The 13,642-nt window shown below is 60.7% G+C and carries 15 protein-coding genes; 7 read left to right on the top strand and 8 right to left on the bottom strand.

What is annotated here, in order from left to right; genetic code table 11:
- Positions 1-66: 66 nt before the first annotated feature.
- The 5 genes from rplI to BS627_RS07735 form a co-directional block, all read right to left on the bottom strand.
- Positions 67-642: a 50S ribosomal protein L9 gene (gene rplI / locus BS627_RS07760; protein WP_077982571.1), complete on the bottom strand. Its 576-nt coding sequence runs from the start codon at positions 640-642 to the stop codon at positions 67-69.
- Positions 643-656: 14 nt separating this feature from the next.
- The gene (locus BS627_RS07755; RefSeq protein ID WP_077982570.1) at positions 657-1,631 is read right to left on the bottom strand and encodes a DUF2232 domain-containing protein; all 975 of its coding nucleotides are present in this window, start codon (positions 1,629-1,631) and stop codon (positions 657-659) included.
- Between the two features lie 148 nt (positions 1,632-1,779).
- Complete coding sequence (gene rpsR, locus BS627_RS07750) at positions 1,780-2,028, bottom strand: 30S ribosomal protein S18 (protein WP_003502063.1); 249 nt, start codon at positions 2,026-2,028, stop codon at positions 1,780-1,782.
- A gap of 13 nt (positions 2,029-2,041) precedes the next feature.
- The gene (gene rpsF, locus BS627_RS07745; RefSeq protein WP_003502065.1) at positions 2,042-2,503 is read right to left on the bottom strand and encodes a 30S ribosomal protein S6; all 462 of its coding nucleotides are present in this window, start codon (positions 2,501-2,503) and stop codon (positions 2,042-2,044) included.
- Positions 2,504-2,791: 288 nt separating this feature from the next.
- Positions 2,792-3,835: an aldo/keto reductase gene (locus tag BS627_RS07735; protein WP_077982569.1), complete on the bottom strand. Its 1,044-nt coding sequence runs from the start codon at positions 3,833-3,835 to the stop codon at positions 2,792-2,794.
- Positions 3,836-4,060: 225 nt separating this feature from the next.
- On the opposite strand from BS627_RS07735, the gene fabD reads away from it, so the two are divergent.
- From fabD to gmk, 7 genes are all read left to right on the top strand, one after another.
- A complete protein-coding gene (gene fabD / locus BS627_RS07730) occupies positions 4,061-5,005 on the top strand; it encodes an ACP S-malonyltransferase (protein ID WP_089153231.1) in 945 nt (314 codons plus the stop codon).
- A gap of 82 nt (positions 5,006-5,087) precedes the next feature.
- The gene (gene fabG, locus BS627_RS07725) at positions 5,088-5,825 is read left to right on the top strand and encodes a 3-oxoacyl-[acyl-carrier-protein] reductase (protein ID WP_003520726.1); all 738 of its coding nucleotides are present in this window, start codon (positions 5,088-5,090) and stop codon (positions 5,823-5,825) included.
- Positions 5,826-6,175: 350 nt separating this feature from the next.
- Positions 6,176-6,412 carry an acyl carrier protein gene (locus BS627_RS07720; RefSeq protein WP_003502080.1) on the top strand — a complete coding sequence of 79 codons (237 nt, stop codon included), beginning with the start codon at positions 6,176-6,178 and terminating at the stop codon, positions 6,410-6,412.
- Between the two features lie 250 nt (positions 6,413-6,662).
- Positions 6,663-7,925 carry a beta-ketoacyl-ACP synthase II gene (gene fabF / locus BS627_RS07715; RefSeq protein ID WP_077982567.1) on the top strand — a complete coding sequence of 421 codons (1,263 nt, stop codon included), beginning with the start codon at positions 6,663-6,665 and terminating at the stop codon, positions 7,923-7,925.
- A 307-nt stretch (positions 7,926-8,232) separates the two neighbouring features.
- Positions 8,233-9,453, top strand: a complete 1,221-nt coding sequence (mltG, locus tag BS627_RS07710) for an endolytic transglycosylase MltG (protein ID WP_077982566.1) — start codon at positions 8,233-8,235, stop codon at positions 9,451-9,453.
- A gap of 67 nt (positions 9,454-9,520) precedes the next feature.
- Positions 9,521-10,408, top strand: coding sequence for a YicC/YloC family endoribonuclease (locus BS627_RS07705; RefSeq protein WP_077982565.1), 888 nt, complete (start codon positions 9,521-9,523; stop codon positions 10,406-10,408).
- 5 nt (positions 10,409-10,413) lie between these two features.
- Positions 10,414-11,076 (top strand): guanylate kinase, encoded by a 663-nt coding sequence (gene gmk / locus BS627_RS07700; RefSeq protein ID WP_077982564.1) that lies wholly within the window; start codon positions 10,414-10,416, stop codon positions 11,074-11,076.
- A gap of 1 nt (position 11,077) precedes the next feature.
- Here the strand turns inward: gmk and BS627_RS07695 are convergent, their stop codons facing one another.
- The 3 genes from BS627_RS07695 to pdxA all read right to left on the bottom strand — a co-directional run bounded on the left by BS627_RS07695 (position 11,078) and on the right by pdxA (position 13,627).
- The gene (locus tag BS627_RS07695) at positions 11,078-11,701 is read right to left on the bottom strand and encodes an alpha/beta hydrolase (protein ID WP_077982563.1); all 624 of its coding nucleotides are present in this window, start codon (positions 11,699-11,701) and stop codon (positions 11,078-11,080) included.
- A 73-nt stretch (positions 11,702-11,774) separates the two neighbouring features.
- Positions 11,775-12,605: a 16S rRNA (adenine(1518)-N(6)/adenine(1519)-N(6))-dimethyltransferase RsmA gene (gene rsmA, locus BS627_RS07690; protein ID WP_077982562.1), complete on the bottom strand. Its 831-nt coding sequence runs from the start codon at positions 12,603-12,605 to the stop codon at positions 11,775-11,777.
- The gene (gene pdxA, locus BS627_RS07685) at positions 12,605-13,627 is read right to left on the bottom strand and encodes a 4-hydroxythreonine-4-phosphate dehydrogenase PdxA (RefSeq protein WP_077982976.1); all 1,023 of its coding nucleotides are present in this window, start codon (positions 13,625-13,627) and stop codon (positions 12,605-12,607) included. The genes rsmA and pdxA overlap by 1 nt, the downstream gene beginning before the upstream one ends.
- Positions 13,628-13,642 lie beyond the last annotated feature (15 nt).

Here is a 13,642-nt window from a genome sequence, read left to right as displayed (position 1 = left end):
AACACAACAAACAAAAAACCCCGGATGTCGCCATCCGGGGTTTTCCTTTGACCGTTAGGCCAGATCTTATTCGTCGTCGCCGTCGCGGTCAGCTTCCGGGTCGAAGAAATCTTCCGGACGCAGCGCGTCTTCGTCAACGCCGTAAATGGCGTCAGCGGAGGTGAGGCTTTCGCCCTTGGCCTGACGCTCTGCTTCTTCAGCCGAACGGGCAACGTTCAGCTCGACCTGCAGCTCGACTTCGGCGTGCAGGTGCAGGGTAACGTTGTGCAGACCGATGGTCTTGATCGGCGTGTTCAGCTCAACCTGGTTGCGGCCGATGTTGAAGCCTTCGGCGCCGAGGATTTCGACGACGTCGCGAGCAGCGACAGAACCGTAGAGCTGGCCGGTTTCGCCAGCCGAACGGACGACGATGAAGGACTTGCCTTCGAGGGCTTCGGCAACCTTCTGGGCTTCCGACTTGCGCTCGAGGTTACGGGCTTCGAGCGTTGCGCGCTCGGTTTCGAAACGGGTCTTGTTGGCAGCATTGGCGCGCAGCGCCTTGCCCTGCGGCAGCAGGAAGTTACGGGCATAGCCGTCGCGAACCTTGACGGTTTCGCCCATCTGGCCGAGCTTGTTGATGCGTTCGAGAAGAATAACGTCCATCTTCTTGATCCTTTCTAGTTGTTGGTTTCGTTCGTATTGTCGGTTTTCCGCGTCGGAGTAAGAGAGATCGTGCTGCGCACGTCGCTCAGGCCGAACACGAGAATGATGAACAGCGGAAAGACAAAGACCGCCGAGAGATATGCGAGAATGAGAACCGGCAGACGCCAGTCCTTTCCACGCGCGCGCTTGTGCAGCGAGGCGTAACCCGCCATCAGGAAGCCCGCGCCGAAGGTGCCGCAGATGACCGCTCCGACCATGGCCGCGACGCCGCCAAGGAACATGGCGACGATGCCAGCGAGGAAAATGAAGATGGCGTTGCGGTGCATGCGCAGTGCCGAAGCGATGTCCTCGCGCGGGCGAAGACCCTTGCCGAAGGTGCCGACCACTCGCGTCGCGAAATAATAGGCGGCAAACAAAAGGATGACCCAGAGGCCGCCCTGAACGATCGGCAGCATCAGCACCAACAGGGTCTTTGTTTGCGCCAGCGCCTCGACATTGGGCTCGAACAGGGGTTCGCGGCTCTGAACCGAGGTCATCATCACATCGACCATGCGCGCGACGAGATCGGGACCGTAACCGATCATCCAGCCGAGAATGACGACGGCGACGGAAACCAGAATGCACAGATGCAGCACGATGCCGGACAGCGGATACCAGGCAAGCAGATCATCCGGGCCGCCGAGTTCGGAGGCCGGGCGCGCCAGATTGGCGAGATGCGAAAGCCAGCCCGCGGGAATCAGCGTGAAGATGGCAATCGTCAGCGCGAAAAGCGGCGACATGACCAAAGCACCGATGATGGCCGTGGTGATGATTGCGATAATGGCGGCGCGGTTGCCCCAGCCCATGCCGGCGATGAAAATCGGCATGGCGGAACCGGCATAAAGCAGGAAAGAAAGCGACGACTGTGCCGTTGCGCCAAGCGTTAAAAACGCGGCGCATATGCCGGCGAGAACGCCGGAGATCAGCACTGTCTGATTCAACTTCTGCACTTCGCTGTCCTGCTGAAACTTAAGCAGTTAGAGGATCGCTCCTTGGAGCCTCATCCCCAACATGGGTTTTTTGGTATCGATCCGCGCCCAACGCGGAAGGATTGAGATAAAGCGAGGCCGCGCCAAAACGCAGCCTCGCTTCAATTCATTATGCTACGACGTAAGGCAGCAGGCCGAGGAAACGGGCGCGCTTGATCGCCTGGGCGAGTTCGCGCTGCTTCTTCTGGGAAACGGCCGTGATGCGGGAAGGAACGATCTTGCCGCGCTCGGAAATGTAGCGCTGCAGGAGACGAACGTCCTTGTAGTCGATCTTCGGAGCGTTGGCGCCGGAGAAGGGGCACGTCTTGCGACGGCGGTGGAACGGGCGGCGTGCCTGGGAAGAGGATGCGTCAGCCATAGGTCAATTCTCCTTATGCACGGTCTTCGCGCGGACGGCGCGGACGGTCTTCGCGGTCGCCGAAGCCACCTTCGCGCGGTGCGCGGGGACCACGATCTTCACGCGGGCCACGGTCCGGACGGTCGCCGTCACGGCGCGGACGGTCGTCGCGATCGCGCTTCTGCATCATCGCGGACGGGCCTTCTTCGTGGGCTTCGACGGCGATGGTCATGTAACGAAGAACGTCTTCGTTGATGCGCATCTGGCGCTCGACTTCATGGATGGCGGCCGCCGGAGCGTCGATGTCCATGAGAGCGTAGTGAGCCTTGCGGTTCTTCTTGATGCGGTAGGTGAGGGACTTCAGACCCCAGTTCTCGACGCGTCCGACTTTACCGCCGAACGATTCGATAACGCCCTTGTACTGCTCGACAAGTGCGTCAACCTGCTGGGCAGAAATATCCTGCCGGGCAAGGAAGATGTGTTCGTAAAGAGCCATTTAAGCTTTGCCTTTCTTGCGTTTCGTCCTTCACCCGGCAACGGCGCTAAGCCTCAACGACTGCTCCTGAAAAGGCGTGAGCCTTAAAGCAAGAAAAGCGTTGTTCGAGACGGTCGAGAGCGGAGACACGGGAGGCCGGAAAAACCTTATGGTTCCTGCTGTTCCGTTACCGGAACCAGCCCTCCGTTCAGCCACCAGCCAATTGGACCGGGTGTTGTGAACAGCGCGCTTATACGGATTTTTGCCCGGAATGCAAGGGCGAGTGCGAAAAAGCGCGCTGTTGCATCGTCAGATCGGCATTGGATATTGCCGGTGGATCGCCGCTACACCCTTCAGTACCTCGTCCGACAGCGTCACATCCGCAGCCGCAATATCAACCTTCAACTGTTCCATCGTCGTCGCGCCGATGATGACGGAGGCCATGAAGGGGCGCGTCAGGCAGAAGGCAATGGCGAGCTTTGCTGGATCGATGCCATGAGCGGCAGCAAGCTCCAGATAAGCCTTGACCGGCGCTTCCTGAAGCGGTTGCAGGCGACCGCCGAGGTCTTTGTTGATGCTGCCGCGTGAACCCGCCGGGCGGGCGCCGTTCTGGTATTTGCCGGTCAGCAGCCCTGCCGCCAGCGGCGAATATGCGAGCAGGCCGACGTCCTCGTGGTGGGCGACTTCCGCCATATCGAGATCGAAGCTGCGGTACAGCAGGTTGTATTCATTCTGAATGGTGGCGACGCGCGGCAGGCCGTTAGCCTCCGCGATATCGATATATTTCTGCGTGCCCCAGGCGCTTTCGTTGGAGAGACCAATGGCGCGGATCTTGCCGGCCTTCACCAATTCGCCGAGCGTTTCGAGCTTTTCGGTGATTTCGGCGAGCGTGCGCTTGGTGTCCTGGCCGGAAGCGTCAAAGCTCCATGCGCCACGGAAATGATAGGTGCCGCGATTCGGCCAGTGGATTTGGTAGAGGTCGATATAGTCGGTCTTCAGGCGCTTGAGGCTGGTGTCCACCGCCTCGCGGATGGCTGCGGCGTCGATATCGCGACCGCCACGAATGTAGTCACGGCCAGAGCCTGCGACCTTGGTGGCGAGCACGACCTGATCGCGCTTTCCGGTCTTTTCAAACCAGGTGCCGATATAGTCTTCCGTCCGCCCCTGCGTTTCGGCGGAAACGGGGGTGGTAGGATAAAGTTCTGCCGTATCGAAGAAATTGACGCCGTTTTCGACGGCGTAATCCATCTGCGCGTGCGCGTCGGCTTCGGTGTTCTGCGTGCCCCACGTCATGGTGCCGAGGCAGATTTCAGACACGGAAATACCCGTGCGGCCCAATAGTCTTTGTTTCATGGAAATGTCCCGGTGCTTGGCCAGATAGTTTGGAAGGTGGGGTGAAAGTAATGGGGATTTGCCGCAGTGCAAGAAAAAATATGATGAAAAGAAAAGGGGAAAACAGGTCGGCAAAACCCCTGGCGAGGGCCCGCCATGGGGCTTCAAGCCTTGACTTCGCTGGCGGGAATGTGAATGGAAGTCGACAAGAATAAAGGCAACGCCAGACAAGAAGGACGACATCCCATGGGTATTGCATTCACTTTTCCCGGACAGGGAAGTCAGGCCGTCGGCATGGGCAAGGAGCTGGCGGATACCTATCCGGAAGCGCGCGCCGTGTTTCAGGAAGTCGACGAGGCGCTCGACCAGAAGCTCTCCGATATCATGTGGAACGGTCCTGAAGAGACGCTGACGCTGACCGCCAACGCCCAGCCGGCCCTCATGGCAGTGTCCATGGCGGTCATGCGGGTTCTCGAAGCGCGCGGTTTCAAGCTGTCCGATACGGTTTCTTATGTCGCCGGCCACTCGCTCGGCGAATATTCGGCGCTCTGTGCCGCCGGCACCTTCTCGGTTGCCGATACCGCGCGTCTTCTGCGCATTCGCGGCAATGCCATGCAGGCCGCCGTGCCGGTGGGTGAGGGCGCCATGGCGGCGATTATCGGGCTTGAGCATGACGCCGTTTCGGCAATCTGCGAAGAAGCGGCCATTCTCGGCGTCTGCCAGATCGCCAATGACAATGGCGGTGGCCAACTCGTCATCTCCGGCGGCAAGGCCGCCGTCGAGAAGGCTGCTGCGATCGCGTCTGACAAGGGCGCCAAGCGCGCCATTATGCTGCCGGTTTCCGCCCCCTTCCACTCCGCGCTGATGGCGCCGGCGGCGGAAGCGATGCGTGAGGCTCTGGCGAAAGTCGAGAAGCACAATCCGGTCGTGCCTGTTATCGCCAACGTGCGCGCCGCTCCCGTTTCCGACGCCAATGAGATCGCCGCCCTGCTGGTCGAGCAGGTGACGGGGCAGGTGCGCTGGCGCGAGACGGTGGAATGGTTCGCCGCCAACAATGTCACGCAGCTTTACGAGATCGGCTCCGGCAAGGTGCTGACGGGCCTTGCCCGCCGCATCGACAAGACGGTGAACGGCGTTGCCGTCAACGGCGCTGCCGATATCGACCAGCTTCTTGCCACGCTTATCGGCTGAGACGGATACTCCGGCTGCCGCATTCATCGGGCGCAACAGCGCTGAACATTTTCAGTCCGAAGCTCTAAAGAAGGAATAGGACATGTTTGATCTGACAGGCCGCAAGGCTCTCGTAACCGGCGCAACCGGCGGCATCGGCGAAGAAATCGCCCGCCTTCTGCACAGCCAGGGCGCAACCGTCGGCCTGCACGGCACGCGCGTTGAAAAGCTCGAGGCGCTGGCGGCGGAACTTGGCGAGCGCGTCAAGATTTTCCCGGCCAACCTTGCCGACCGCGCCGAGGTCAAGGCGCTCGGCGAAAAGGCTGAAGCCGAACTGGAAGGTGTCGATATTCTCGTCAACAATGCCGGCATCACCAAGGACGGCCTCTTCGTTCGCATGAGCGACGAGGACTGGGACAACGTCATCGAAGTGAACCTGACGGCGATGTTCCGCCTGACGCGTGAGCTGACGCATCCGATGATGCGCCGCCGTTTCGGCCGCATCATCAACATCACCTCCATCGTCGGCGTCACCGGCAATCCCGGCCAGGCCAACTATTGCGCCTCCAAGGCCGGCATGATCGGTTTTTCGAAGTCGCTGGCCCAGGAAATCGCCACCCGCAACGTCACCGTCAACTGCGTGGCGCCGGGCTTCATCGAAAGCGCCATGACCGGCAAGCTGAACGACAAGCAGAAAGACGCCATCATGGGCGCCATTCCCATGAAGCGCATGGGAACCGGTGCTGAGGTCGCCTCGGCCGTTCTCTACCTCGCCTCCAACGAGGCGGGCTACATGACCGGCCAGACCCTGCACGTCAATGGCGGCATGGCTATGATCTGACGGCGCCTAAGGCTGTCATGAAAAGGATTGCGGCGCTGTTTAAGCACCTTCTTGGGTAGCTGGCGCCGCAAGGCTCCGCCGACTGGTTTTCGGCGAAATTGCCTGTCATACGCTGTGCTTAGCGCGTTTTCAGGCTTTTCGACCGATTGAAACCATGTTAAGCGGGCCAAGACTGTGAACAGTCGTCCCGGAGAGACAGGAAGCCGTTGCGATTTTGCGTGACGATGTCTAGCTTGGAACGGGTTGAACGGGTTTGCCAGCAGCGCCGGATTTGAACGGCGCATGAGGGCTTCTAACAGGGCAGGGTGCCGCAAGGCATTCCCTTCAAAATAAAGGTCGAGGAAACCGACATGAGCGATATCGCAGAACGCGTAAAGAAAATTGTAATTGATCATCTTGGCGTTGACGCCGACAAGGTTGTCGAAGGCGCCAGCTTCATTGACGATCTGGGCGCTGATTCGCTCGACACCGTTGAACTGGTCATGGCTTTCGAAGAAGAATTCGGCGTTGAAATCCCCGACGACGCAGCTGACTCGATCCTGACGGTCGGCGACGCCGTCAAGTTTATCGAGAAGGCCCAGGCCTGATCGACCTTCATCGGGAGGGTGACATATCTTCCCGTCTTGGCCCGGCTTGTCCGGGCCAATGTTTTATAGGCAGACGGTGGGTGCCGCAAAGGCACGCTTTCCCGTTGTCCTAAAGGTCACGGGCTGCGATAACGCTGCCTGTAACCTTCAAGCAAAGATTGAGACGTACTGCAGCCTGCCGAGAGTGCCATCTCATGGTGCCCGGTGTTGCAGGAAGACCGATGATTTGGATAAGGGCGGAGCGTTGGCGATGAGGCGTGTCGTTATCACCGGTACCGGCATGGTATCTCCTCTTGGATGCGGAACGGAAGTGACCTGGGAACGGCTTTTGGCCGGCCAGAACGGCGCCCGTCTCGTGACTGAATTCGAAGTCGAAGACTTGCCCGCAAAGATCGCCTGCCGTATTCCCGTCGGCGATGGTTCCAACGGCACTTTCAATGCCGATGACTGGATGGAACCCAAGGAACAGCGCAAGATCGATCCTTTCATCCTGTACGGCATGGCTGCCGCCGACATGGCGCTTGCCGACGCAAACTGGCATCCGGAAACGGACGAGGACCAGATCGCGACAGGCGTTCTGATCGGCTCCGGCATTGGCGGCCTGGAAGGCATTGTCGAGGCGGGCTATACGCTGCGCGACAAGGGCCCGCGGCGCATTTCCCCATTCTTCATTCCCGGCCGCCTGATCAACCTCGTATCCGGCCAGGTTTCCATCCGCCACAAGCTGCGCGGACCGAACCATGCCGTGGTGACGGCCTGCTCGACCGGCGCGCACGCCATTGGCGACGCCGCCCGTCTGATCGCGCTCGGCGATGCCGACGTCATGGTCGCCGGCGGCGCCGAATCGCCGGTCTGCCGCATCGCGCTCGCCGGCTTCGCCGCCTGCAAGGCGCTTTCCACACAACACAATGACGATCCGCAGAAGGCCTCGCGCCCCTATGACCGTGACCGCGATGGTTTCGTCATGGGTGAAGGTGCGGGCATCGTCGTTCTGGAAGAGCTGGAACACGCCAAGGCGCGCGGCGCGAAGATCTATGCGGAAGTCGTCGGTTACGGCCTCTCTGGCGATGCCTATCACATCACCGCACCGTCCGAGGACGGTGAAGGTGCCTATCGCTGCATGTCGATGGCGCTGAAGCGCGCAGGTCTCACGCCTGACGATATCGACTACATCAACGCTCACGGCACCTCCACCATGGCCGATACGATCGAGCTTGGCGCGGTCGAGCGGCTTGTCGGCGAATCGGCCTCGAAGATTTCCATGTCCTCCACCAAGTCGGCGACCGGCCATCTTCTCGGTGCGGCGGGCGCTATCGAGGCGATCTTCGCGACGCTTGCGATCCGCGACAACATCGTTCCGCCGACGCTGAACCTCGACAATCCCGATGTGGAGACGAAGATCGATCTCGTGCCGCACAAGGCGCGCAAGCGTAAGGTCGACGTGGCGCTCTCGAACTCCTTCGGATTCGGCGGCACCAACGCCTCCCTCGTGCTGCGTCGTTACGAAGCATAATGCGGCGGCTCTGCCGTCGCTGGCGCCCTCCCACCGGGTGCTGACAAAGGACGTTCTTTCATTTGAAGAACGCATTGCGGCCTGTGAAAGCTATTCCGGTTTTCGCGCCGCTATTGTAGTCGTTTTATGGGAAGCGTTTGCCGGTGCCGGCTGCTCCCTCAATCGGCTTTGTCCGAAACGATGTTCGTGAAGCGGAACAGCAGGCTTCACGATACCTCTATGTGGTGCGGGACGGCATTCCGAACCTGTTTTTGCCGCATTACCTGCGCAAAAAGCGCTGACAACGCCGAACTGAAAAGGACCGACGGTGAGCGACACGAACCAGAACAGCCAGGGACCATACGGACAAACCGGCGCGGGCGAAGGCAATCGCGGCCCGATCATTCCGAAATCCCCGACGGAGGCGCTGCGGCCGGAAAAAGTGCCGGCTCCGCCCAAGCGCTCCCGCAAGGCCCACGGCCAGCTTGTGATCTTCCTGAACTTTCTGATGACGCTGGCCGTCGCCGTCTGTGTGCTGGCCATTGCCGCTTTCTATTACATGATCAATGCGTTCCAGGAGCCCGGTCCGCTCCAGACGAACACCCATTTCACAGTGCGCAACGGCGCAGGCATCATCGAGATCGCCAATAATCTCGAACGCAATGACATCATCTCCAACGCCCGCGTTTTCCGCCTGATGACCGGCAGCTATCTGCAGAAGGACCAGACGCTGAAGACGGGTGAATACGAGATCAAGGCTGGCGCATCGATGAAGGACATCATGGTGCTGCTGGAGTCCGGCAAGTCGATCCTTTATTCCGTGTCGCTGCCGGAAGGCCTGACCGTAAAGCAGATGTTCGCGCGTCTTGCTGCGGATGAAGTGCTGGACGGCGAGCTTCCCGCCACGCTGCCGCCGGAAGGCAGCCTGCGCCCGGATACCTATCGCTTCACCCGCGGCACCAAGCGCGAAGAGATCATCAACCAGATGAGTGCGGCGCAGGACAAGCTGATCGACATGATCTGGGAACGGCGCGATCCCGATCTGCCGATCAAGACCGTCGAGGAATTCGTGACGCTTGCCTCGATTGTCGAGAAAGAAACCGGCAAGGACGACGAACGCGCCCATGTCGCCTCCGTGTTCTACAACCGCCTGAAGAAGGGCATGCGCCTGCAATCCGACCCGACGATCATCTACGGCCTGTTCGGTGGTGACGGCAAACCGTCGGACCGCCCGATCTACCAGTCGGACCTGCAGAAGCAGACGCCGTTCAACACTTATGTCATCAAGGGCCTGCCGCCGTCTCCCATCGCCAATCCGGGCCGCGCGGCACTTGAGGCTGTCGCCAATCCATGGCGCACGGATGACCTTTATTTCGTTGCGGACGGCACCGGCGGCCACGTCTTTGCCAAGACGCTTGAAGAGCACAACGCCAATGTTCGCCGCTGGCGCAAGATCGAGGCTGAGAAGGCTGCTTCCGGCGCCAATCCCGATGTTGTCGTGGATGGCCAGCCAGGTGGAACCGAGGCGGAGAAACCCGCCAACAACTGATAATCTCGACCGGGCTCTGTGATCCACAGGGCCCGGTTTTGTAAGGCATGACGGGGGGCTTTCAGATATGACATTGCAATCGATGACCGGCTTTGCGCGCAGCGAAGGAACCTCCGGCCGTTACCGCTGGGCGTGGGAATTGCGGTCCGTGAACGGCAAGGGGCTCGATGTGCGCCTGCGTCTGCCGACCGGTCTTGAAGCGCTGGAAACGGCCCTGCGCGAAATCGCAGGCGAGCATCTTTCCCGCGGTAATATCCAGGCGGGTCTGACGCTGGCGATTGCGGAAAACCGGCTGGAGGCGGTGGTCAACCGCGATGCTCTGGCGGCTGTTCTGGCGCTGAAGAAGGAGCTTGGCGATGTCGTGGAAGACAAGCCGCTGAGCTTCGACACGCTGCTGACGCTGCGCGGGCTCGTCGATTTTCGCGAGGCGGAAGACGATGCGGAGGTGCAGGCCGCGCGCAACGATGATGTGCTTGCCGGCTTCGCCGCCGCGGTCGAGAAGCTGAAGGATATGCGCGAGCGCGAAGGGGCTTCGCTGTTTGCCATCCTGTCCGGTCACATCAACCGGATCGAGCAGCTCGCAGACATCATTGAAAACGATCCTTCCCGCCAGCCCGAGCAAATTGCGGCACGGCTCGCCCAGCAGATCGCCCTCATCGGCGACGGCTTGCACGGGCTCGATCGTGACCGGCTTCATGCAGAGGCGGCGCTGATCGCCACCAAGGCGGATCTGCGTGAGGAGATCGACCGGCTGCACGCCCATGTCCAGGCTTCACGCGAACTGTTGGAGAATGGCGGACCTGTCGGCCGCAAGCTCGATTTTCTTGCACAGGAATTTAACCGCGAGTCGAATACAATCTGTTCCAAATCGAATGCCAGTGCGGTAACCGCAGCGGGCATAGAGTTGAAAGTGGTGATCGACCAGTTTCGCGAACAGGTCCAAAATCTGGAGTAGACCCCATGGTCCCGGTGAATAATTCTCCCGTCACGATTGCCCGCAGAGGGCTGATGCTGGTGATTTCTTCGCCATCGGGCGCGGGAAAATCCACGATTGCGCGCAACCTGCTCGACAAGGACAAGAATATCGGCCTGTCCGTCAGCGTCACGACACGTCCGCGCCGCCAGAGCGAGATTGACGGTATCCACTACCATTTCATTTCCAAGCGCGATTTCGAGCGCCTGCGCGACAGCGACGCGCTGCTGGAATGGGCCGAGGTTCACGGCAATTTCTACGGCACCCCGCGCGAGCCGGTGGAAGAAGCCATGGCCGCAGGCCGCGACATGCTGTTCGATATCGACTGGCAGGGCGCCGAGCAGCTTCAGGACAAGATGAAGGCCGACGTCGTTTCGATCTTCATCCTGCCGCCGACCATGACCGAACTTCAATCGCGCCTGCATCGCCGCGCCGAAGACACCGAAGAGGTGATCAAGACCCGGCTCCTCAATTCCCGTGCCGAGATCGAGCACTGGCGCGACTATGATTACGTCATTCTCAATGACGACCTGCAGGCCGCCTTCGAGGCCGTCGAAGCAATCGTGAAGGCCGAACGCGTCCGCCGCGACCGCCGCCACGGCATGTTCGATTTCGTGCGGGCGTTGCTGGAGGAAGAGCCAAAGCTCTGACTTACGCGATGAGTCCGCGCGCCAGCCATTGCCGTGACAATCGTTCGTCCGCCGCGTCTTCCGCCCAGCCATGACCCGTTTCGATCGTTTCAAGAACGACCTCCGCTCCGGCCGACGCCAGCTGCTCGGCCAAATCTGGAGCATCGGAAGGCTGCCGCCGGTCGTCACGCACGCCCGCCAGCAGGAGTATGGGATATCCTGCCAGGCTCGGAAAAGACTGGTCCTTTCTCGGAGATAGCGGGCGAAGCAGAATGGTGCCTTTCGATAGATGACGGTCCTGACATATCGTTTCAGCGGCGATGATCGCGCCGTTGGAGTATCCGACGAGAAAGGGTCTTTGCCCCGTCTGCTGAAAGACCATGGTGAAAAACCGGCATAGTCTGGCGGCTTGATGTTTGAGGTCGTCAATATCAAGCTGTCTGTCGGGCTTTCGGCGGAAAAACGCGAAACCATTCTCCCAGGGAACAGCGCCCCTCGGCGCATATAAGACACCCTTGGGAAAGACGGCGCGGCCAAAAGAAATGAGATCGTCTTCCGTTCGCCCCGATCCATGCAGCAAGACAACCGCGCAGTCGGGCGTTTCAGCGGGAATGTCGAGCTTGTAATGAAAACCGGCACTCTCCACGCGCTTGTTCCTTTATTCGCAGTCTCCACGAACCCGTGTCCCGCTGCTCGGAATGGCACATTACACGACGGATTTACAGGCAGTTCGCCAAAGTGACGAATTCCTCCACCGACAGCGTTTCCGCCCGGCGCGTGGGATCGATGCCCGCTTTTTCCAGCAGCGTTTCCCCGCCAAGGCTTTTCACGCTCTGGCGGAGCATCTTGCGGCGCTGGCCGAAGGCGGCTTCCGTCACCTTTTCAAGCTTGGCGACATCGCAGGGCAGCGGCTTGTCCTTCGGCAACAGGTGCACGACGGTGGAGGTGACTTTTGGCGGTGGGCTGAAGGCCTGCGGCGGGACGTCGAAGGCCATTTCGGAAACCGTGCGCCAGCCGGCGAGAACGCCGAGACGGCCGTAGTGATTATCGCCTTCTTCGGCCACGATGCGCTGCCCAACTTCCTTCTGGAACATCAGCGTCATCGAAAGCCAGAAGGGCGGCCATTCCCTCGGCAGCAGCCAGTTGACCAGCAATTGCGTGCCGACATTATAGGGCAGGTTGGCGATGATCCGCACCGGTTCGCCGACGGCAACCAGAGCCTCGAAATCCGTCTGCAGCGCGTCGCCTTCGATGACTTCGAGCCGCCCGGGATAATGCGCTTCGATTTCCGCCAGCGCCGGCAGGCAGCGGCTGTCGCGTTCGACGGCGATGACCTTTTTTGCCCCGAGCGAAAGAATAGCGCGGGTGAGGCCGCCGGGACCGGGGCCGACTTCGATCACCGTCACGCCTTCGAGCGGCCCGGCCGTACGGGCGATCTTCTGGGTGAGGTTGAGGTCGAACAGGAAGTTCTGTCCGAGCGATTTCTTCGCGTCGAGCCCGTGGCGCTGGATGACATCGCGCAGCGGCGGCAGTCCGTCGATGGCCGCCATTATGTGTTGGCCCGGCTGCGGAGCGAAATGTCCGCCGCCATCTTCAGCGCCGCCACAAGGCTCGCCTCATTAGCGATGCCCTGGCCGGCAATGCCGAAGGCGGTGCCATGGTCGGGCGAGGTGCGGATGAAGGGCAGGCCAAGCGTGACATTGACGGAATCGTCAAAGCCGAGCGCCTTGGCCGGAATGAGCGCCTGATCGTGATACATGCACACCGCCACGTCATAACGCTTGCGGGCGGCATCGTGGAACATGGTGTCGGCGGGCAGGGGGCCAAAGGCATCGATCCCGTCCTTCCGCAACCGCATGGTCGCCGGGTGAACGATATCGCGATCCTCGGTGCCAAGTGCGCCATCTTCCCCCGCATGCGGGTTGAGGCCGGCAACCGCCAGACGCGGCGCCGCAATGCCGAATTTTCGCCGGAGATCGGCATCGATGATCCGGCAGGTCGTAACGATCAGCTCTTCGGTAAGAGCGGCCGGCACGTCTTTCACGGGGATATGGATCGTCACCGGGACGACACGGACCTTGGGGCCGGCAATCATCATGACCGGTATGACTTGCTCCCCGGTCTCGCGCAGGGCGAGATCGGCCAGAAATTCCGTATGACCGGGAAAGCCGAAACCGGCCTCGTATAACACCGATTTTGCGATCGGATTGGTGACGACGGCCGCAGCCTTGCCCTCGACCGTGAGGGAAACGGCGGTCTCGATGGCCTTGATTGTCGCGTGCGCCGCTCCGACATGCGGCTGACCCGCCTGCACTTCGAAGCCGACGGGAAGGGAAAGGATGGGGAAGGCTTGTTCGAACAGGTCGACGGCGCTTTCCGCACCGCAGGTCTCGATATTGACCGGCACGCCGATCAACGCCGCGCGGCTCGCCACCACATCGGGGTCGCCGATGAAGATGAAGGGCGGCATGCCGTTCTCCCGGCGCTTGGCCCAGGCGGTGATGGCGATATCAGGGCCGATACCGGCTGGATCTCCCTGTGTCAGGGCAAGCGGCAGGGATGCATATGTCACGGAAAGACCCGGCTC

Source organism: Agrobacterium salinitolerans, assembly GCF_002008225.1.
Taxonomy (GTDB): domain Bacteria; phylum Pseudomonadota; class Alphaproteobacteria; order Rhizobiales; family Rhizobiaceae; genus Agrobacterium; species Agrobacterium salinitolerans.
The sequence above is the reverse complement of the archived record's forward strand: the minus strand, read 5'-3'. Positions and strand labels throughout refer to the sequence as shown.

Bases quoted from the DNA above. Each gene is read 5' to 3' on its own strand.
- rsmA (WP_077982562.1), bottom strand. From the start codon at position 12,605: ATGGCGGCCATCGACGGACTGCCGCCGCTGCGCGATGTCATCCAGCGC.
- rpsF (WP_003502065.1), bottom strand. From the start codon at position 2,503: ATGGCTCTTTACGAACACATCTTCCTTGCCCGGCAGGATATTTCTGCC.
- fabD (WP_089153231.1), top strand. From the start codon at position 4,061: ATGGGTATTGCATTCACTTTTCCCGGACAGGGAAGTCAGGCCGTCGGC.
- BS627_RS07735 (WP_077982569.1), bottom strand. From the start codon at position 3,835: ATGAAACAAAGACTATTGGGCCGCACGGGTATTTCCGTGTCTGAAATC.
- gmk (WP_077982564.1), top strand. From the start codon at position 10,414: ATGGTCCCGGTGAATAATTCTCCCGTCACGATTGCCCGCAGAGGGCTG.
- fabG (WP_003520726.1), top strand. From the start codon at position 5,088: ATGTTTGATCTGACAGGCCGCAAGGCTCTCGTAACCGGCGCAACCGGC.
- BS627_RS07705 (WP_077982565.1), top strand. From the start codon at position 9,521: ATGACATTGCAATCGATGACCGGCTTTGCGCGCAGCGAAGGAACCTCC.
- rpsR (WP_003502063.1), bottom strand. From the start codon at position 2,028: ATGGCTGACGCATCCTCTTCCCAGGCACGCCGCCCGTTCCACCGCCGT.
- fabF (WP_077982567.1), top strand. From the start codon at position 6,663: ATGAGGCGTGTCGTTATCACCGGTACCGGCATGGTATCTCCTCTTGGA.
- rplI (WP_077982571.1), bottom strand. From the start codon at position 642: ATGGACGTTATTCTTCTCGAACGCATCAACAAGCTCGGCCAGATGGGC.
- BS627_RS07720 (WP_003502080.1), top strand. From the start codon at position 6,176: ATGAGCGATATCGCAGAACGCGTAAAGAAAATTGTAATTGATCATCTT.